At 62.7% G+C, this 19,789-nt stretch carries 17 protein-coding genes; 12 read left to right on the top strand and 5 right to left on the bottom strand.

Annotation, left to right across the window (positions count from 1 at the left end; genetic code table 11):
- Nucleotides 1-34: 34 nt before the first annotated feature.
- From atpG to yczE, 7 genes are all read left to right on the top strand, one after another.
- Nucleotides 35-895 carry a F0F1 ATP synthase subunit gamma gene (atpG, locus tag FHR27_RS20640; protein WP_042556077.1) on the top strand — a complete coding sequence of 287 codons (861 nt, stop codon included), beginning with the start codon at nucleotides 35-37 and terminating at the stop codon, nucleotides 893-895.
- 27 nt (nucleotides 896-922) lie between these two features.
- A complete protein-coding gene (atpD, locus tag FHR27_RS20635) occupies nucleotides 923-2,299 on the top strand; it encodes a F0F1 ATP synthase subunit beta (protein ID WP_073263617.1) in 1,377 nt (458 codons plus the stop codon).
- A 42-nt stretch (nucleotides 2,300-2,341) separates the two neighbouring features.
- Nucleotides 2,342-2,770 carry a F0F1 ATP synthase subunit epsilon gene (locus tag FHR27_RS20630; RefSeq protein ID WP_042554474.1) on the top strand — a complete coding sequence of 143 codons (429 nt, stop codon included), beginning with the start codon at nucleotides 2,342-2,344 and terminating at the stop codon, nucleotides 2,768-2,770.
- Between the two features lie 118 nt (nucleotides 2,771-2,888).
- Nucleotides 2,889-4,253, top strand: coding sequence for a bifunctional UDP-N-acetylglucosamine diphosphorylase/glucosamine-1-phosphate N-acetyltransferase GlmU (glmU, locus tag FHR27_RS20625; protein ID WP_179539428.1), 1,365 nt, complete (start codon nucleotides 2,889-2,891; stop codon nucleotides 4,251-4,253).
- A gap of 136 nt (nucleotides 4,254-4,389) precedes the next feature.
- The gene (locus tag FHR27_RS20620; RefSeq protein WP_042554476.1) at nucleotides 4,390-5,163 is read left to right on the top strand and encodes a DeoR/GlpR family DNA-binding transcription regulator; all 774 of its coding nucleotides are present in this window, start codon (nucleotides 4,390-4,392) and stop codon (nucleotides 5,161-5,163) included.
- Nucleotides 5,164-5,173: 10 nt separating this feature from the next.
- Entirely contained in the window at nucleotides 5,174-7,012 is a 1,839-nt protein-coding gene (glmS, locus tag FHR27_RS20615) for a glutamine--fructose-6-phosphate transaminase (isomerizing) (protein ID WP_042554477.1), read from the top strand.
- On the top strand, nucleotides 7,012-7,665 hold the full coding sequence (gene yczE, locus FHR27_RS20610; RefSeq protein WP_042554478.1) for a membrane protein YczE: 654 nt from the start codon (nucleotides 7,012-7,014) through the stop codon (nucleotides 7,663-7,665). The genes glmS and yczE overlap by 1 nt, the downstream gene beginning before the upstream one ends.
- 24 nt (nucleotides 7,666-7,689) lie before the next feature.
- Here the strand turns inward: yczE and map are convergent, their stop codons facing one another.
- The gene (gene map / locus FHR27_RS20605; protein ID WP_042554479.1) at nucleotides 7,690-8,457 is read right to left on the bottom strand and encodes a type I methionyl aminopeptidase; all 768 of its coding nucleotides are present in this window, start codon (nucleotides 8,455-8,457) and stop codon (nucleotides 7,690-7,692) included.
- Nucleotides 8,454-8,666 carry a ParD-like family protein gene (locus tag FHR27_RS20600; protein WP_179539427.1) on the bottom strand — a complete coding sequence of 71 codons (213 nt, stop codon included), beginning with the start codon at nucleotides 8,664-8,666 and terminating at the stop codon, nucleotides 8,454-8,456. Before FHR27_RS20600 ends, map begins: the two co-directional genes overlap by 4 nt.
- 206 nt (nucleotides 8,667-8,872) lie before the next feature.
- Between FHR27_RS20600 and FHR27_RS20595 the strand changes: the two genes are divergently transcribed.
- The 5 genes from FHR27_RS20595 (at nucleotide 8,873) to FHR27_RS20575 (ending at nucleotide 16,392) form a co-directional block, all read left to right on the top strand.
- Complete coding sequence (locus FHR27_RS20595; RefSeq protein WP_042554481.1) at nucleotides 8,873-9,391, top strand: sigma-70 family RNA polymerase sigma factor; 519 nt, start codon at nucleotides 8,873-8,875, stop codon at nucleotides 9,389-9,391.
- Nucleotides 9,388-10,317, top strand: coding sequence for a DUF4880 domain-containing protein (locus FHR27_RS20590; protein WP_042554482.1), 930 nt, complete (start codon nucleotides 9,388-9,390; stop codon nucleotides 10,315-10,317). Before FHR27_RS20595 ends, FHR27_RS20590 begins: the two co-directional genes overlap by 4 nt.
- Before the next feature lie 613 nt (nucleotides 10,318-10,930).
- Entirely contained in the window at nucleotides 10,931-13,294 is a 2,364-nt protein-coding gene (locus tag FHR27_RS20585; protein ID WP_257026961.1) for a TonB-dependent siderophore receptor, read from the top strand.
- Nucleotides 13,291-14,136, top strand: coding sequence for an alpha/beta hydrolase (locus tag FHR27_RS20580; RefSeq protein WP_264650100.1), 846 nt, complete (start codon nucleotides 13,291-13,293; stop codon nucleotides 14,134-14,136). The genes FHR27_RS20585 and FHR27_RS20580 overlap by 4 nt, the downstream gene beginning before the upstream one ends.
- 363 nt (nucleotides 14,137-14,499) lie before the next feature.
- A complete protein-coding gene (locus FHR27_RS20575; protein WP_179539425.1) occupies nucleotides 14,500-16,392 on the top strand; it encodes a PhoX family protein in 1,893 nt (630 codons plus the stop codon).
- Nucleotides 16,393-16,419: 27 nt separating this feature from the next.
- Here FHR27_RS20575 and FHR27_RS20570 read toward each other — a convergent pair whose 3' ends face one another.
- Genes FHR27_RS20570 through FHR27_RS20560 form a run of 3 tightly spaced genes read right to left on the bottom strand, consistent with a single transcriptional unit; the run spans nucleotide 16,420 to nucleotide 19,519 of the window.
- Nucleotides 16,420-16,932, bottom strand: coding sequence for a TadE/TadG family type IV pilus assembly protein (locus tag FHR27_RS20570; RefSeq protein WP_231570180.1), 513 nt, complete (start codon nucleotides 16,930-16,932; stop codon nucleotides 16,420-16,422).
- A 44-nt stretch (nucleotides 16,933-16,976) separates the two neighbouring features.
- Nucleotides 16,977-19,049: a pilus assembly protein TadG-related protein gene (locus FHR27_RS20565; RefSeq protein ID WP_179539423.1), complete on the bottom strand. Its 2,073-nt coding sequence runs from the start codon at nucleotides 19,047-19,049 to the stop codon at nucleotides 16,977-16,979.
- Between the two features lie 2 nt (nucleotides 19,050-19,051).
- A complete protein-coding gene (locus FHR27_RS20560; protein WP_042554493.1) occupies nucleotides 19,052-19,519 on the bottom strand; it encodes a TadE/TadG family type IV pilus assembly protein in 468 nt (155 codons plus the stop codon).
- Nucleotides 19,520-19,789 lie beyond the last annotated feature (270 nt).

The raw sequence follows: 19,789 nt of genomic DNA, 5'->3' as shown, positions 1-19,789 counted from the left end.
AACGGCGCCCGCCTGCTAACCCGATAGGTGTGAAATGGCAGGCGCAAAAGAGATTCGCAGCAAGATTGCGAGCATCAAAAGCACGCAGAAGATCACCAGCGCCATGGAAAAGGTGGCGGTCAGCAAGATGCGCAAGGCACAACAGCGCATGGCAGCTAGCCGTCCCTACGCGGAGCGTATCCGCCAGGTAATTGGTCATTTGGCCAACGCCAACCCGGAATACCGTCATCCCTTCATGATCGAACGCGAAGTAAAGCGCGTCGGTTACGTGGTGGTGAGTTCGGACCGTGGTCTGTGCGGTGGCTTGAATACCAACCTGTTCAAGGCCCTGGTCAAGGACATGTCGGCAAACCGCGAGCGCGGCGTGGAGATCGATCTCTGCGTGGTTGGCAGCAAGGGCGCGGCATTCTTCCGCAACTTTGGTGGCAACGTCGTCGCTGCGATCAGCCACCTCGGCGAAGAGCCGTCGATCAATGATCTGATCGGCAGCGTCAAGGTGATGCTCGATGCTTACCTGGAAGGGCGCATCGACCGTTTGTCCGTGGTTTCCAACAAGTTCATCAATACCATGACCCAGAAGCCGACCGTGGAGCAGTTGATTCCACTGGTGGCCGATCCGGATCAGGAACTGAAGCACCACTGGGACTACCTGTACGAACCCGACGCCAAGCAACTGCTTGACGGGCTGATGGTGCGCTACGTGGAGTCGCAGGTGTATCAGGCAGTGGTCGAGAACAACGCAGCCGAACAGGCCGCGCGGATGATTGCGATGAAGAATGCCACCGACAACGCTGGCGACATCATCAAAGACCTGCAGTTGGTTTACAACAAGGCACGTCAGGCAGCGATCACCCAGGAAATTTCGGAAATCGTCGGCGGCGCTGCCGCGGTTTAACGGTTCAAATATTCAGAGGAACCAAAGATGAGTAGCGGACGTATCGTTCAAATCATCGGCGCCGTCATCGACGTGGAATTCCCGCGTGACAAGGTGCCGAGTGTTTATGAAGCGCTGAAAGTAGTCGGCGCCGAAACCACTCTGGAAGTTCAGCAGCAGCTGGGCGACGGCGTGGTGCGTACCATTGCGATGGGTTCGACCGAAGGCCTGAAACGTGGCCTGGACGTCGACAGCACTGGCGCAGGCATCCAGGTACCGGTCGGGGTGAAAACCCTGGGCCGTATCATGGACGTACTGGGCAACCCGATCGACGAAGCTGGCCCGATTGGCGAAGAAGAGCGTTGGGGCATTCACCGTCCTGCGCCGACCTACGCCGAGCAAGCTGGCTCCAACGAGCTGCTGGAAACCGGCATCAAGGTCATCGACCTGGTCTGCCCGTTCGCCAAGGGCGGTAAAGTCGGTCTGTTCGGTGGTGCCGGTGTCGGCAAGACCGTGAACATGATGGAACTGATCCGTAACATCGCCATCGAGCACAGCGGTTATTCCGTGTTCGCCGGTGTGGGTGAGCGTACTCGTGAGGGTAACGACTTCTACCACGAGATGAAGGACTCCAACGTTCTCGACAAGGTAGCCCTGGTCTACGGTCAGATGAACGAGCCACCAGGCAACCGTCTGCGCGTAGCACTGACCGGCCTGACCATGGCCGAGAAGTTCCGTGACGAAGGCCGTGATGTTCTGTTCTTCGTGGACAACATCTACCGCTACACCCTGGCCGGTACCGAAGTATCCGCACTGCTCGGCCGTATGCCGTCTGCAGTGGGTTATCAGCCGACCCTGGCCGAAGAAATGGGCGTTCTGCAAGAGCGCATCACGTCGACCAAGACCGGTTCGATCACCTCGATCCAGGCCGTATACGTCCCTGCGGACGACTTGACCGACCCGAGCCCGGCGACCACCTTCGCCCACTTGGACGCCACCGTCGTACTGTCCCGTGACATCGCTTCCCTGGGTATCTACCCAGCGGTCGATCCACTCGACTCGACTTCGCGCCAGCTGGACCCGAACGTGATCGGCCAGGAGCACTACGACACCGCTCGCGGCGTTCAGTACGTGCTGCAGCGCTACAAAGAGCTGAAGGACATCATCGCGATCCTCGGCATGGACGAACTGTCGGAAGAAGACAAGCAGCTGGTATCCCGTGCTCGTAAGATCCAGCGCTTCCTGTCCCAGCCGTTCTTCGTGGCCGAAGTCTTCACCGGTTCGCCAGGCAAGTACGTTTCCCTGAAGGACACCATCGCTGGTTTCAGCGGCATCCTCAAAGGTGAGTACGATCACCTGCCGGAGCAGGCGTTCTACATGGTCGGCGGCATCGAAGAAGCCATCGAGAAAGCGAAAAAACTGTAATCACCCGTGCGCCCGGCAACGGGCGCTTACGTGAGGCTAGATATGGCTATGACAGTCCATTGCGACATCGTCAGCGCAGAAGGCGAGATCTTCTCCGGTCTGGTCGAAATGGTGATCGCCCACGGCAACCTGGGTGATCTGGGGATTTCCCCGGGCCACGCACCGCTGATCACCGACCTCAAGCCGGGCCCGATTCGTCTGGTCAAGCAGGGTGGCGAAACCGAGGTGTTCTACATCTCCGGTGGCTTCCTCGAAGTGCAGCCGAGCATGGTCAAGGTACTTGCCGATACCGTGCAACGTGCTGCCGACCTGGACGAAGCCTCTGCTCAGGAAGCCGTCAAGGCTGCCGAGAAAGCGCTGAGCGAGCAGGGTGCCGAGTTCGACTACGGTTCTGCCGCTACGCGTCTGGCCGAGGCCGCAGCCCAGCTGCGCACCGTCCAGCAACTGCGCAAGAAGTTCGGCGGTAGCTGATACCTGCGGGCTTCATCGTTGCTTGGTAAAAGGGTAGCCTTGGCTACCCTTTTGCTTTTCTATCGTTTTTGTTTCGCAGCCGACCCGTGCGGCTGCGATTGCCAAGGAACCGCTCGCCATGTCCCTCGATATCGTCATCCTCGCCGCCGGCCAAGGCACCCGCATGCGCTCCGCTCTGCCCAAGGTCCTGCACCCGGTGGCCCACAAGCCCATGCTCGCCCACGTCGTCGACACCGCCCGCAGCCTGCAGCCACAGAGCATTCAGGTGGTGATCGGGCATGGCGCCGAGAAGGTGCGTGAGCGGCTGGCAGCGGACGACCTGAATTTCGTCATCCAGGCCGAGCAGCTCGGTACCGGCCACGCCGTGGCTCAGGCGCTGCCGCAGCTCAGTGCCGATACCGTATTGATCCTCTACGGTGACGTGCCGCTGATCGAGACCGCGACCCTGCAGCGCCTGCTGGCTCTGGTCAATGACGACCAGCTTGGCCTGCTCACCGTCGAGCTCGCCGATCCGACCGGCTACGGCCGCATCGTGCGGGACGATCAGGGCGTGGTGCAGGCCATCGTCGAGCACAAGGATGCCAGCGCAGCGCAGCGGCAGATCCGTGAAGGCAATACCGGCATTCTCGCGGTGCCGGGCAAGCGCCTGGCCGACTGGCTGGGGCGGCTGTCGAACAGCAATGCCCAGGGCGAGTACTACCTGACCGATGTGATCGCCATGGCAGTGGCCGACGGCCTGGTGGTGGCCACCGAACGGGCCGCCGACGAGATGGAAGTGCTCGGTGCCAACGACCGCATCCAGCTCTCGCAGCTGGAGTGTCATTACCAGCAGCGCATCGCCCGCCGCCTGATGGCGCAGGGCGTCACCCTGCGTGACCCGCATCGTTTCGATGTGCGCGGCGATGTCACCGTGGGCCGCGATGTGACCATCGACATCAACGTGATCCTCGAAGGCCGGGTAGTCATCGAAGACGACGTGCAGATCGGCCCCAATTGCGTGATCAAGGACAGCGCCCTGCGCAAGGGCGCCATCGTCAAGGCCAACAGCCATCTGGAAGGTGCCGAAGTGGGTGAGGGTGCCGATTGCGGCCCGTTCGCCCGTCTGCGCCCGGGCAGCGTGCTGGGTGCCAAGGCCCATGTGGGTAACTTCGTGGAACTGAAGAATGCCGTGCTGGGGGAGGGCGTGAAGGCGGGTCACCTGACGTACCTGGGTGACACGGTCATTGGTGCGCGCACCAACATTGGCGCTGGCACCATCACCGTCAACTATGACGGCGCCAACAAGCATCAGACGGTGATCGGAGAGGATGTATTCATCGGCTCCAACAACGCGTTGATTGCACCTGTGGATATCGGTGATGGCTCCAACACCGCTGCCGGCTCGACCATTACCAACGACGTGCCCCCCAGGAACCTGGCCGTGGCCCGTGGCCGCCAGCGCAATATCGAAGGCTGGCAGCGCCCGACCAAAAAGCAGAAGTAAGCTCCATCTGTGGATAACTTGATCTTCCGGCTGCAGTCCGGGACGAGTCAGCTTATCCACAGGGCTTGAGCGTCTTGACAGAGAAGCTTCGTTAGGTTTTGATTCGCTCCATTATCTTTCGAATCGAAACTTAAGCATGTCGAAGCGCAACACACCGCAGCGCCGCCACACCATTCTCACCTTGCTCGCCGAGCAGGGTGAGGTGAGCGTGGATGCCTTGGCCAAGCGTTTCGCGACGTCCGAAGTGACCATCCGCAAGGACCTCGCCGCTCTGGAAACCAACGGCCTGCTGCTACGCCGCTATGGCGGTGCCGTGCCGTTGCCCCAGGAACTGATCGTCGAGAGCAGTCAGCCGGTTTCCCGCTACAAGCAGGCCATCGCCCGTGCCGGCGTGGCGCGGATTCGCGAGCATGCGCGGATCATCATCGACAGCGGTACCACCACGGCGGCGATGATTCCCGAACTGGGCCACAAGCCCGGCCTGGTGGTCATGACCAATTCACTGAGCGTGGCCAACGCCCTGAGCGACATCGAGCACGAGCCGGTGCTGTTGATGACCGGCGGAACCTGGGATCCGCACTCGGACTCCTTCCAGGGGCAGGTCGCCGAGCAGGTGCTGCGCTCCTATGATTTCGACCAGTTGTTCATCGGTGCCGACGGCATCGATCTGCAGCGCGGTACCACCACCTTCAACGAACTGCTGGGTCTTTCACGGGTGATGGCCGAGGTGGCCCGTGAAGTGATCGTGATGGTCGAGAGCGACAAGATCGGCCGCCGCATCCCCAACCTCGAGCTGCCCTGGAGCAGCGTGCACACCCTGATTACCGACGAGCGTCTCGCTGATGAGGCGCGTGAACAACTCTCGGCCCGCGGGATCCAGTTGATCTGCGCGGTAGCTGACGCTTCCTGAGGAGAACGCTATGTGTGGCATCGTAGGCGCCATCGCCGAACGTAACATCACCGCTGTGCTGGTCGAGGGCCTCAAGCGCCTCGAGTACCGTGGCTACGACAGCGCCGGTGTGGCACTGGTCGATGATCTGGGCGCCTTGCAGCGTCGTCGTCGCGTTGGCAAGGTCAGCGAACTGGAAAGCGCGCTGAGCAGCGAGCCGCTGCCGGGCCGTCTGGGTATCGCCCACACCCGCTGGGCTACCCACGGTGTGCCGACCGAGCACAATGCCCACCCGCATTTCTCCGGTGATCAGCTGGCCGTCGTGCACAACGGCATCATCGAAAACCACGGTCCGCTGCGCGAGCGCCTCCAGGGCCTGGGTTATACCTTCAGCTCCGATACCGATACCGAAGTCATCGTGCACTTGCTCGATCACACCCTGAAAACGCAGAGCGACCTCGCTGACGCCCTGAAGGCGGTGGTCAAGCAGCTCCAGGGTGCTTACGGTCTGGCCGTGATCAGCGCCGCTCGCCCTGATCGTCTGCTCGCCGCGCGCAGTGGCAGCCCGCTGGTCGTTGGCCTGGGCCTGGGTGAGAATTTCCTCGCCTCCGACCAGCTCGCCCTGCGCCAGGTCACTGATCGCTTCATGTATCTCGAAGAAGGCGACATCGCCGAGATCCAGCGCGACAGCGTGCAGATCTGGGACACCAACGGCACTGTTGTGCAGCGTGAAGTGGTGCAGTACCACGAAGGCGCCGATGCGGCCGACAAGGGCGCGTTCCGCCACTTCATGCTCAAGGAAATCCACGAACAGCCCACCGTCGTGCAGCGTACGCTGGAAGGCCGTCTGGGCAGCGATCATGTACTGGTGCAGGCTTTCGGCCCTCAGGCTGCCGAACTGTTCGCCAAGGTGCGCAACGTGCAGATCGTCGCCTGCGGCACCAGCTACCATGCCGGCATGGTCGCCCGTTACTGGCTCGAAGGGCTGGCGGGCATTCCCTGCCAGGTCGAAGTGGCCAGCGAGTTCCGTTATCGCCGCGTGGCGGTGCAGCCGGACACCCTGTTCGTCAGCATCTCCCAGTCCGGCGAGACGGCCGACACCCTGGCCGCCCTGCGCAACGCCAAGGCCGATGGCGGCTACCTGGCCAGCCTGGCCATCTGCAACGTCGGCATCAGCTCGCTGGTGCGTGAATCCGACCTGACCCTGCTGACCCACGCCGGCCCCGAGATCGGCGTCGCCTCGACCAAGGCCTTCACCACTCAACTGGTCGGCCTGATGCTGCTGACCCTGGCCGTCGGCCAGGTCAAGGGCTCCCTGCAAGCCGGTGTGGCTGCCGAACTCGTCGAAGAGCTGCGTCGCCTGCCGGCCCGCCTGGACGAAGCGCTGGCCATGGACAAGATCGTCGAGAAGGTCTCCGAGCTGTTCGCCGAGAAGCACCACACCCTGTTCCTGGGGCGCGGCGCTCAGTACCCGGTGGCGATGGAGGGCGCGCTCAAACTCAAGGAGATCTCCTACATCCACGCCGAAGCCTACCCGGCCGGTGAGCTGAAACACGGCCCCCTGGCCCTGGTGGATGCGGACATGCCGGTGGTCACCGTTGCACCGAACAACGAGCTGCTCGACAAGCTCAAGTCCAACCTGCAGGTGGTACGCGCCCGTGGCGGCGAGCTGCTGGTGTTCGCCGACGAGCAGGCCGGCATGAGCAACGGCGAGGGCACCCACGTGGTGAACATGCCGCACATCCACGACGCCCTGGCGCCGATCCTCTACACCCTGCCGCTGCAGTTGCTGTCCTACCACGTGGCCGTGCTGCGCGGCACCGACGTCGACCAGCCGCGTAACTTGGCCAAAAGCGTAACGGTGGAGTAATGGGCAACAGAGCTACGCTCGCCCAGCTTGGCCCAATCGAGCAGTTGCGCGCAGGCAAGCTGATGCGCCGCCTCGTGCAACTGATGGTCGGCCTGACCTTCTTCGGAATTTCCATGGCGCTGATGATTCGCGGCAATCTCGGCCTGTCGCCATGGGATTCGCTGCATGTCGGCCTGGCCAAACTGCTGCCTGTCAGTTTTGGCTGGATCGTGGTTGGTGTTTCGTTCCTGGTGCTGCTGTTGTGGATCCCACTGCGGGAGATACCTGGCATCGGTACCATTGCCAACGCAGTGGTCATTGGCGTTGTGGCTGACATCAGCTTGCGATTACTGGCTGCACCGGACGCGTTCGTCTGGCGCCTGCTGTTCACCATTGGCGGGGTACTGCTGTGCGGGCTGGGTTCGGCCCTTTACATCGGTGCCCAGCTCGGTCGTGGCCCGCGGGACGGGCTGATGACCGGGCTCAACCGGGTCACCGGCTACTCGCTGCGTTCCATGCGCACCGCCATAGAATTGAGCGTGCTCCTGGTGGGGTTCCTGCTCGCCGGTTCGACTGTCCTGGGCGTAGGCACCCTGTTGTTCGCGTTGGGCATCGGGCCGCTGACACAGTTGATGCTGCCCTGGGTGATGATCACGCTCGAGACGGCTGGATAACAACAGCAGGGCTGTGCTCGAGCGTCAGTGTTGCGGCGTCTCGTCTGGCCTTAGCGTGAGCACCTGTACACCATCTCTAGTGACCGCCACCGTGTGTTCGAACTGCGCCGACAGGGCGCCGTCACGGGTTACCACCGTCCAGCCGTCACGCAGGGTGCGTACGCCAGGCTGGCCCTGATTGATCATCGGCTCGATGGTAAAGGTCATTCCTTCGCGAAGCGTCAGCCCAGTCTTCGCCTTGCCCCAATGCAGCACTTCCGGTGCCTCATGCATTTCCTTGCCGATACCGTGGCCGCAATACTCGCGAACCACCGAGTAGCCGTGGGCCCGGGCGTGCTTTTCTATGGCGTGACCGATATCGCCCAGGCGGCCGCCGGGGCGCACGGCTCCGATGCCTTTCCACATCGCCTCATAGGTCACTGCGGCGAGTTGCCGGGCCTGTGGAGAAACCTCGCCAATCAGGTAGGTCTTGCTGGAGTCGGCGATGTAGCCGTTCTTCTCCAGGGTGATGTCGAAGTTCACCAGGTCACCGCTTTGCAAAATCTCGCCGGCGCTGGGCACGCCGTGGCACACCACCTCGTTGCGGGAGGCATTCAGCGCATAGGCATAACCGTACTGCCCCTTGCTGGCAGGGCGGGCCTGGAGCTGCTGGACGATAAAGTTATCCACAAGGTCGTTGACCTGCAGGGTCGACATGCCCTGCAGGCTGAGCCCATCGAGATGGCTGAATACCGATGCCAGCAGCCTGCCGGATTCCGCCATCAGGGCGATCTCTTCCGGCTTCTTGATCATACCGCTGCCTCTACACGGCGCGGGGGGACTACACCGGCAGCGCGCATTTCCTCGGCGATCACCTCGTTGAAGCTCAGGTTCGGGTTCATCTCGCACAGCATGCCGATGCGGATCCAGAAGCTGGCCTGGGCGTTGATCGAGCGACACGACACGCTGCTGGCCTTGCGAATCTGGTCGTGCAGTTCATCTTCGATATTGACGATGCCCATGGTAGCTCCTGATATACGAAATATATATGAATCATATATCGGCACTTGCATTTCTGTCATCACAGGGTGCAGGTGATGCCATTTATCGACCCTGCCCGTCGGCTGAACCACGTCAGTGGTTGTAATAAGAACGATTCGCGAATAATGTTCGCGGTCGCCAGCTTATCCACGCTGTTCTTCGCGCTTGTCGGCCTCGGAGGGCGTCCATGTCGCTACCTGAAACGGATTCCATCGTTCCTCTCGATGTGCTCTACGGCACGCACCACGGCTGGCTGAATGGCTGGCTGCGGCGTTCGCTCGGCTGTTCGCAGCAGGCGGCGGATCTGGCTCAGGACACCTTCGTGCGGCTGCTGATGCGTAACAAGCCGATCAGCGATCGTGCACCGCGTGCCTTGCTGGTTCGTATCGCCCGCGGCCTGGTGATCGATCACTGGCGCCGTGACGCGCTGGAGCGTGCCTACCTCGACGCATTGGCACAGTTGCCCGAAGCCAGTCACCCGTCGCCGGACGTACGCCACGAGGCGCTGGAGTGCCTGGAGCGAATCGCCTGCTTGCTCGACGGCCTCAAGCCAGCCATACGCGAGGCCTTCCTGCTCTATCAGCTCGGCGGCCTGACCCATCAGCAGATTGCCGAGCAACTGGGTATTTCCAGCCGTACCGTCGAGCGGCATGTGGCGAGTGCGCTGTTGCACTGTTACCGCGGCTGCTTCGAGGCAGCGCTGTGAGTGCAGCCGCGGAGCGTTTGCCGGAGGCCATCGTTTGCGCGGCCATCGAGTGGCAGATGCGTCTGCGCGACGATAGCGCCGGTGCCCATGTGCCGGAGCAGTTACAGGACTGGCTGGAGCGCGATGCGCGTCATCGACTGGCCTGGCAGCGCCTGCAGCAGATGGGTGGTCTTTTCCAGGCCAGTCAGTTGCCGGATGCCGCACAAACCATCCCCGTGTTGCGCCGCGCCGAAGCCGATCTGGGCCGGCGACGCACACTGAAGTTGCTCGGTTTCGGCCTCGTGGCGGGCGGCACCACGCTGGTGGTGACGCAGACCTCGCCCACCTGGCGGGCCGACTTCGCCACTGCGACGGGTGAGCGCCGCCGCATCAGCCTGGATGCGGCTGCCGAGGTGATGCTCAACACCGGCAGCGCCCTGGATGTCGAGGGGCATCAGGTGATCCTGCGTGCTGGTGAGGCGCTGGTGGAGGGCGCGCAGTGGCAGGCACGCTGCCGTTTCGCCACCTGCCAGGGCCGCAACGCCAGCGTGCTGCTGCGCGAGCATGACGATTACAGCGAGATCCGCGTTCAGCGTGGCGAAGCGCTGGTGTCCACTGCAGCCGGCCAATTGCGGCTACGGGGCGGCGAGGGGATCGGTGTGTCGGCAGTCGGCACGACCACCCTCGGCAAGGGGCCTATCGATCCTTTCGCCTGGGCACGTGGCCTGCTGGTGGTCAGCGACATTCGCCTGACCGACTTCCTGGCCGAAGCAGGGCGTTATCGCAAGGGCTGGCTGGGCTGCGATGCCGCCGTTGCCGACCTGCGCCTTTCCGGGGTTTTCCGCCTGGACGAGCCGGAGGTGATGGTGAGCAACATCACCCACCTGCTGCCGGTGAGGATCGTCGAGCGTACGCGCTGGTGGGTACGGGTGATGCCGTTGGCCTGAGGCGGGCGTTCGATGTGGTGGGCTGAAGCCCACCCTACGTCTGCGATGCCGCCGTTGCCGACCTGCGCCTTTCCGGGGTTTTCCGCCTGGATGAGCCGGAGGTGATGGTGAGCAACATCACCCACCTGCTGCCGGTAAGGATCGTGGAGCGTACGCGCTGGTGGGTACGGGTGATGCCGTTGGCCTGAGGCGGGCGTTCGATGTGGTGGGCTGAAGCCCACCCTACGTCTGCGATGCCGCCGTTGCCGACCTGCGCCTTTCCGGGGTTTTCCGCCTGGACGAGCCGGAGGTGATGGTGAGCAACATCACCCACCTGCTGCCGGTGAGGATCGTCGAGCGTACGCGCTGGTGGGGTCGGGTGATGCCGTTGGCCTGAGGCGGGTGTTCGATGTGGTGGGCTGAAGCCCACCCTACGCCCAGTGCCCTGAAGTAATCGGACGGTATCTCGCGGGCCCTCGGCTGTAGGGTGGGCTTCAGCCCACCAATAGGGTTTTCCCCAAAGCAACAGCCGCTTGCGCCTCGAGCATTCGATGCAGGCCCGTCTTTCCAATCGTCTGTCGGACTTTTTCGATTCATCCGGTTAGAGGGGATCACTCTCTCAATGGATACCCTCATGCGTTCTGCCAGCCCCCTGCCGTTTCAGCTTCAGCCTCGTACGTTGTCAGGTGCCATCTGTCTGGCGCTGGCCTTGCTCGGTGGCACGGCGGGCCTGACGGTGCAGGCGGCCCCGGCCGATGCCGCTGCCCCGCGCATCGCCGCCGGGTCGCTGGAGCAGGCGCTGAGCGCCTTCGCCGAACGTGCGGGCATTACCCTGTCGTATTCCCCCGATGTGGTCCGCGGCCTGAGTAGCCCGGGCCTGGCCGGTGGCGGCTCGCTGGAGGAAGGGTTGGCGACGCTGCTCCGCGGCAGTGGGCTGGTCGCCCGCAAGACCACATCGGGTTACGTGGTGCTGCCGGGCAAGGCCGAGGCCAGTGTGCAGCTCGACGCCACCAGCATCGAGGCCACGGCGACGCAGAGTGCCTTCGCACCGGCGGGCGGTTACTTCGCCAGCAATGCCAGCAGTGCGACCAAGAGCGACCGGCCGATCCTGGAAACTGCCCAGAGCATCAGCGTGGTAACGGCCGAGCAGATCGCCGATCGCAAGGTCAACGCGGTCGAGGATGCGGTCGCTTACACCGCTGGTGTGCGCACCGGCGGTTCGGGGCTGGATCCGCGCTTCGACACCATCAGCGTGCGCGGCTTCGATACCACCATGACCGCAGACTTTCTCGACGGCCTGCGTCAGCCCTACAACAGCTGGCTCTCCATCTATGGCACCGAGGCTTACGCCCTGGAACGCATCGAGGTGCTCAAGGGGCCGGCTTCGGTGCTCTACGGGCAGATCAGCCCGGGCGGTATGGTCAACCGGGTGAGCAAGCGTCCGAGCCTGCTGGCCAGGAACCAGGTGGAAATACAGGCCGGCAACCACAATCACCAACAGGCGCAATTCGACCTGGGTGGTCAGCTGGACGAAGAGGGCGACGTGCTGTTTCGCACCGTCGGCCTCTACCGCGATGCGGAAAACTACATCGAACAGCTGAACAACGATGTACGCATGATTGCACCTTCGCTGAGTTGGCAGATCGACCCCGACACCAGCCTGACCGTCCTGGCCCAGTATCAGGAACGCGAAACCGCGGCGTCGCCGATGCTCTATCAGGACGGAGGTCGCCTGAGCGACTTCTGGCAGGGCGACGAGTACTTCGACAAGCTCCAGCAGCGCCAGTGGACGCTAGGGTATGAGTTCGAACACGCCTTCAACGACACCTTCAGCCTGCAGCAGAACCTGCGTTACGGCGAACTGGATACCACCAACCAGTACCTGCAGCCCACCGGCACCATTACCAACGGTGTGATGGAACGCGGCGCTGTCGGGGTGTACGAAGATATGCAGTCGGTGACCACCGATACCCGTCTGGTCAGCCGTTTCGCCACTGGGCCCGTGCAACACACCCTGCTCAGCGGGGTGGATTACGCCTGGTTCGACGGCTCGGTGTTGTATGCCAGTGGCCCCGGGCCGTCCATCGACATGAATGCCCCTGACTACCATCAGCCCGTCAGCAAGCCAGGCAATGTGCTCACCGATCAGGACAACATGAGCCAGCGCACCGGCCTGTACCTTCAGGACCAGTTGGAGATCGACCGCTGGCGCCTGTCGGCTGGCGTGCGCCGTGACCGCGCGCGCATGCGCGTCAGCGACAACCTCACGGGTGGCAACAGCACGCGTACCGATGCGGCCACGACCTTTCAGCTCGGCGCTCTGTACCTGTTCGACAATGGCGTGGCGCCGTATGCCAGCTATGCCGAGTCGTTCCAGCCGCAAAGCGGAAGCAACGCCAATGGGCCACTGAAGCCGACCGAGGGCAGGCAGTATGAGGTGGGCCTCAAGTACCAGCCGCCAGGCACCAATACCTTGCTGACTGCCTCGCTCTACCACCTTACGCAAGAAAATGTCGTGACCCGCGATCTGCTCGATCCACTCAATAGCGTACAGACCGGCGAACAGGTTTCTCGCGGCCTGGAACTGGAGGCCGTCACCGATCTCAGCGATCGCCTGCACCTGACCGCCAGCTACAGCTACAACGACCCCGAGGTGACCAAGAGCAACGACGGTAACGAAGGCAAGGATCCCAAAGACGTACCGCGCCACCTGGCTTCCCTGTGGCTGGACTACAAACTGCCGTTCGGCCTGGGCTTCGGGGCTGGCGCTCGCTACACCGGTAGCGTCTACGGCGACAACCTGAACACGGTCAAGAATGACGACTACACCCTGATCGATGCCGGTGTGCACTACGACTTCGGCGGTGGCCTGGATGGCGTACGCCTGGCCCTCAATGCGCGCAACCTGACCGACAAGCAGTACGTCAATTGCCAGGACGGCTTCTGCTACCGCGGCGAAGCGCGCAGCATGGTCACCAGCCTGAGTTATAACTGGTGATCGCGATTGGCTGGTGGCGTGGGTTGCTGAGCGCGCTGCTGCTGGGCAGCCTGGCGGTTGCCCAGGCCGAGCCGGTGGTGCTGGACGGTACCGAGCAATGGATGATGAAGAGCGCCGAAGGGCGCGAGTACCGCATCATGATCAGCCTGCCGGAGGGCGACGTGCCCTACACCGGCGGCTACCCGGTGATCTACCTGCTCGACGGCAATGCCTACTTCCCGGCCTTCCACGCTGCCAAGCGTGCTCAGGAGCGGCTGCGCGGGGCGATTCTGGTGGCCATCGGTTACCCGAGCGACACGCCCCTGGACTTCGAGCGCCGTGCGTTCGATCTCTCGCCGCCGCAACCCGCCGAGCGCAATACACCACCCCAGGGTGGGCAGGATCTGTTTCTCGACTTCATCGAGAAACGCCTGATGCCGAGGGTCGCCGAACGCTTCCAGGTCGATCAGGATCAGCGCAGCCTGGTCGGCCATTCCTTTGGTGGGATGTTCGGCATCTACACGCTGTTCACTCGCCCTGCGCTGTTCCAGCATGTGGTGGCGATCAGCCCGAGCCTGTGGTGGCGTGATCGCTACCTGCTGGAGCATGAACGGGCTTTCTTCGAGCGTGCCCACGCCGGTCAGCTGGATCTTATCCACAGCAGCCTCACGCTGTTGATAGGTGACCGTGAGGCCCCGCAGGGAATTCAGGACGCCCGCGCTCTGCAACTGCGCCTGGAGGATCTGTCGCAGTACGGGCTGCGCAGTGATTTCCAGATAGAAACAGGCGAAGACCACACGTCGGTGTTGTTCAGAGTGGCTTCCCGGGTACTGGAAGAGCTGACGAGTACGCGGCGTTTTTGACCCGAAACATGCCGGTTCGCGCTGTCTGTGCAGTGTTCAAAAAATATCCAGAGTGCTGAAGGCCCCGAAATACGTGGCACCTGAAGCTTTATCCACAGGTACTCATGGATTTTATCCAGAGTCCCTGTGAGTAAATCATGCTTACTGATCAGATTCTGTACACTCTCCTGTAGCGCCCGTGGTGTATGGCCTGTAGCAGAGAGCTACCAGGTTATCCACAGAGTGGACCACCGTATTTGTGAACAGTACACAGCCTGTCGATAACGTCGCTACGGCCTGACACGCGCTGCAAACAACTGTCATCCAACCGTCATGTCATTGACATAGCGTCCCTGCCAATCAGAACAAAGCAGGAGCGCCGTGATGCATGACGATCAATTGACTGACCTCGAACGCCTGACCCTTTCCCGCCGTCGCTTCATCGGCGCAGGTGCGCTGACCGGTGCGGCACTGTTTCTCGGCGGTGGCCTGCTGGGGCGCAGCGTATTGGCCGATTCGATCAGTGCCGCTGCCGGCAGCTCTCTGCTTGGCTTCGCCAACATCGCTGCTGCAACGGCCGACACCATCACCCTGCCGCCCGGCTATTCGTTCAGTACCTTGATCAGTTGGGGTCAGCCGCTGCACGCTGGTGGCCCGGCGTTCAAGGGCGATGGCAGCAACACGGCCGCCGAACAGCTGCAGCAGTTCGGTGACAATACCGATGGCATGAGTTTCTTCCCCTGGCCGGGTGACGCGGATCGTGCGCTGATGGCCATCAACAATGAATACGTCAATTACCGCTATCTGTTGGCTCACGGTGGTTTGCCGAAATCCGCCGAGGACGTGCGCAAAGCGCAGAATGCCGAGGGTGTGACGGTGATCGAAGTGCGTCGTGGCGCCAGTGGCTGGGCGTTCGTGCAGGGCTCGCCCTACAACCGCCGTGTACATGGCAACCTGCCGATGGACGTCAGTGGCCCGGCACGTGGCCACGAGTTGCTCAAGACTGCCGCCGACCCGGCTGGCATCGAGGTGCTCGGTACCTTCCAGAACTGTTCCAGCGGCCAGACGCCCTGGGGCACCTACCTGACCTGTGAAGAGAACTTCAGCGACTGCTTCGGCAGCAGCGATGCCAGCCTGCCGTTCAGCGCCGATCAGAAGCGCTTCAGCGTGTTGCACGCCAGCGCGGAAAACGAGTGGCACCACTTCGATCCGCGTTTCGATCTGGCGAAAACACCCAACGAACTGAATCGTCACGGCTGGATCGTCGAAATCGATCCGTTCGATCCTCAGGCCAAGCCAATCAAGCGCACCGCCCTCGGGCGGTTCAAGCACGAGAACGCCGCCCTGACCACGACCCGCGATGGCCGCGTGGTGGTCTACATGGGCGATGACGAACGCGGCGAGTTCATCTACAAGTTCATCACCCGTGACCGCCTCGATCGCGGTGATGCCAAGGCCAATCGTCATCTGCTCGACCATGGCACCCTGTATGTGGCGCGTTTCGACGAGGGTGACGGCAATGCCGATCATCCCAAGGGGCGTGGCCGCTGGATCGAGCTGACCGCAGGCAAGAACGGCCTCGATGCCGAGAAGGGTTTCGCCAGCCAGGGCGACGTGGTGATTCGGGCGCGTCAGGCGGGCACTCAGGTCGGCGCCACGCGGATGGATCGCCCCGAGTGGATCACCGTCAGCCCGCTGGACGGTCAGGTCTACTGCACCCTCACCAACAACAGCAAGCGGGGTGAGGAAGGTCAGCCGGTGGGCGGGCCGAACCCACGTGCCAACAACCTGTACGGGCAGATCCTGCGCTGGCGCGAAGGCGGCGATGACGCGGCTGCGGAGGATTTCGAATGGGATCTGTTCGTGGTCGCCGGCAACCCCGTTGTGCATGCCGGTACGCCTCAGGCCGGCAGCCACGCGATCAATGCCCACAACATGTTCAACAGCCCGGATGGTGTCGGCTTCGACGGTGGCGGCCGCCTGTGGATCCAGACAGACGGCAAGTACAACAACAAGGGCGACTACGCCGGCATGGGCAACAACCAGATGCTCTGCGCCGACCCGAAAACCGGCGAGATTCGCCGTTTCATGGTTGGCCCGGTGGGCTGCGAAGTGACCGGGCTGGCCTTTTCACCGGACTACAAAACCCTGTTCGTGGGCATTCAGCATCCCGGTGAGGAGGGTGGCTCGACCTTCCCGGATCACCGCCCCGGTGTCCATCCACGCTCTTCGGTGATGGTCATCAGCCGTGACGATGGCGGTGTGATCGGCGCCTGAGGGCGCCTCTAAAAACGGGAGGTTTTGTTAGAGGGTCACCGTGGTTGCCCCCCGTATGACCACATTGCCGCCTTCCTCCGGAAGGCTCGGAATGCTGATGCCGAGCAGCCTCAGGGTCGGCACGATGGCCCTCTGGTCGCTGGCGCCCTCGCGGTTGTAGAGGCGTTGCAGGCACACGTGCAGCACGTAGCGCGGGGCATCGGGGTCACGGGCATCAAGGGCGATGTTGCCGTAGGAGGGGTGGCCATTCTGGCCGGGCAGGCTGGTCCAGCTGAAGCCGGCGGCATCCTGCTCCGGTGGTGGGCAGTTGCCGCCCAGCCAGCTGTCCGGCAGCCAGCTGCGCTCCACCACGCGGGTGATTTCCCGGCTGAGCAACTGGGTGTAGGCGGCGTTGCCGGGGTCGACCTGCAGGGTGGCGCGGGCCGCGTCGGCGCTGACCTGCTTGAAGGTCAGCATCAGCAGCATGGGAATGCTGTAGGCGATGATTGCGTACACCACCACGAAGAACACGCCGAACAGCACGGCGAATTCGATGGCCACCGCACCTCGCTGTGAATCTCTCGCCGCGCGCTTCACATCACACCTCATCGAATCAGCTGGGGGATGCCGCAGCTGATGCTGTGGACCTTGATTTCGCTTTTGCCCAGTTCCAGACCGAGGCTGGTGAGCAGGCTACTGACGGCCGTGCCCACGGAGTTGAGCAGCGGTTTGATCAGATCGATTACCGGATTGAGGATGGTGAGCAGCAAGGGCTGGGCGTTGCTACCCAGGCCAAGCGAGCTGGCCAGGCCGGTCAGCACGCTGTTCAGCAGCCCGCCCTGGGGTTTTGTCTGCAATGAAGTGATCAGCTCATCGCGGCAGCGCACCTTGTTGGTGGAGCAATTCACCAGACTCAGCTTGCTGTGCCATTCATCGGGCATGGTCGTATCCAGCAACAACAGCACGGGTCTGGGCCAGGTAAGGCCATCCTTTTTCATGGCGTCTCGAATGGCATCCTTGCTGCTGTGAGCCGCGAGGTACTTATCGGCGATCTGCGCAGCCTGGGCGGGAGTGAAGCCCGGAGAACCGTCCGCTCCCTTCGGCACCCCGAGCCCTAGCATTCTGGTGACCTGCGAGAGCAGGTTGGCGATCGAGTCGCCAATCTTCAACTGATTGACCTGGGTGATCTCCGATTCGTCCTCGGCGAGCGTCACCTCATCGCGAACTGGATTGGTACCGGTGCCAATCAGCGGCACTGCAGCCTTGCCCTTGATCAGGTCGACGTTCAGCAGCCGGAGAATGCTGGCGTCCTGCAGGTTGGATTCGGTGCAGCTGGCACGGGTCGACCACAGCGTGCCGTTGGGCATATCGCCAATACAGATATTGCCGACCGTGGACTCGACGTCGATGGTCGCCTCCGGTTCTGCCCGAGAACAGTCGATATCCGTCACTTCGCCTTTGGCACTCACCAGATCGATGATGATGGGCAGCTTGATCGAGGTGCCCAATATATTGAGCAGCGAGTTGGCCAGAGGCACACCGGAGCTGTCGATATCGATGTGCATGCGAGTCTGGGCGTTGAACGCTGTCGTTCCAACGGGGCCGATACCGATGGCTGGCGGCTCCACGACGCCAAGCTGCACCTTCACCAGGCCGAGAAGGTTCAGTTGATCCACCAGCAGGCCGCGTCCCTGAACGGCAGTCATCAGGCCTGTGGATAACACGTCGCCAAGCGCCAGCTTGGCATCCAGTGCCGAGCCGACGGCCTGGCCCGGGCCGCTGACGAGCTTCAACAGGCCGGGGCGGTCGTCGGTCGCCAGCAGGTTTACCGTGGCGTTCTGCAACTGCGAGTTCGCCAGGGTGCTGCCCAGGGCTCTGATATCGGCGGCCAGCGCCTGGTTGTGGTCGACCAGCTTCGCCGATACATCGACCAGTTTCTGAATACCGATCACCCCGATCTGGGTATCCACCAGGTCTACCAGCCCCTCGGAGGTCAGTGCCCTCAGTTGGTTTATCCCCAGGTTCACGCCAAGTGCCTGCAGCAAGCTGGCTGGGGTCACCTGAGCATTCGCCAGCCCGTCGGCGTCGAGCAGGGTCAGGCCGCTGAGGTTCACTCCGGCGGCCTTGAGCAGCCTCGGCACCACGCCGTTGCCGTTGAGGTCGAGCAGTTGCGAGCCGACGCTGAATACCGTCAGCGGGTCACTGTCTTTCTCGGCCACCGCAACGGCTTGCAGGCTCACGGTGGCATTGCCGGGAAGGCCGAACAGGCCGCCGGTACGCACGATGATGCTGGCGGGCACCCGGCTGCTGGTGACCACCCTGACGGCCCTGCCACCGGCATCGATGGTCGGTACCCGGAGGCCATCGACGATCGTGATGCTTGCGCAGGAGGAGGCCAGCGACTGCAGGTCGCTGCCGGGGAAACCGTAAGAGGTAGCGTTTTCCAGGGCGTAGAGCTGTGCGTTGACGGTGTCCAGCGCGCAGTTTCCGGCCGCGAGTCGGGAGATCGATTCCAGGGCTGCGGTGTCGGCGAGTTTCTGCAGCTTGCGCTGTTCCAGATACAGGCGCCCGGTGTCCACCACCAGAGAGAGAAACAGGATGGCCATGACCAGGGTCGCGGCGCTGAGAATGCTGAACGCACCGCGCTGGCGCTGCAGGTCGGATCGAATGCGCTCCATGCTCAGCTCCCCGACCCGGCGTTGTACAAGCGAATGGTCGCCTCACCGCGTATCTCGCTGGGCAACTGTGGCACCTTCCAACCGAAGATGGAGAATGGCGGCATGATGCTTTCGGGGTTGTCGTGGCGTACGCAGACGCTCCACTGCGCACCGGTTTTCAGGAAGCCGTCGTAGCCCGCGCAGGGTTGCATCCAGGCTTCCGGCAACCAGGAATTACGCATCGTCTGCAACACGCGCTGCTGATAGAGCGCTTGCTGTTCCGGCGTGGGCGCGCGGGTATCGGGCGAGCGAATGGCATCGCGCAGGGCTTCGGTGGCCAGCTCCTGATAGGTGGCGCTGAGCAGGAACGGAATGCTGTAACCCACCAGGCCGTAGAAGATCAGGAAGAAAATGATGAAGGCGATGGAAAATTCGACGGCGACGGCACCGCGCTGCTTGTGAGCCGAAGGCATTTCTGAAGAGTGAGGCACTTCCCTGATCCCCATGCCGTTGCAGTCGCTCGATGCGGCGAACGCGCAGCAGCCTTCGTCGAGCGGCTGGTTGCGCAGGGCACGGCCACCTGTACATGGCGTCGGCAGGGATGATGCCGATGACGCACAGAGGTCTTGCCAGTAGATACTTAATAGCAAGCGGCCATGCGCCACGCCATAGCACTTTGTGACTAACACCAGGCGGGAACACCGGCCTGTCGGCGTGTCGCCCGCGGCAGTCGACGACTGGGCGTCTCGAACAGCGAAGAT

Source organism: Pseudomonas flavescens (assembly GCF_013408425.1).
Lineage (GTDB): Bacteria > Pseudomonadota > Gammaproteobacteria > Pseudomonadales > Pseudomonadaceae > Aquipseudomonas > Aquipseudomonas fulva_A.
Note: the sequence above shows the minus strand (reverse complement) of the source record. Positions and strands in the feature narration are given on the sequence as shown.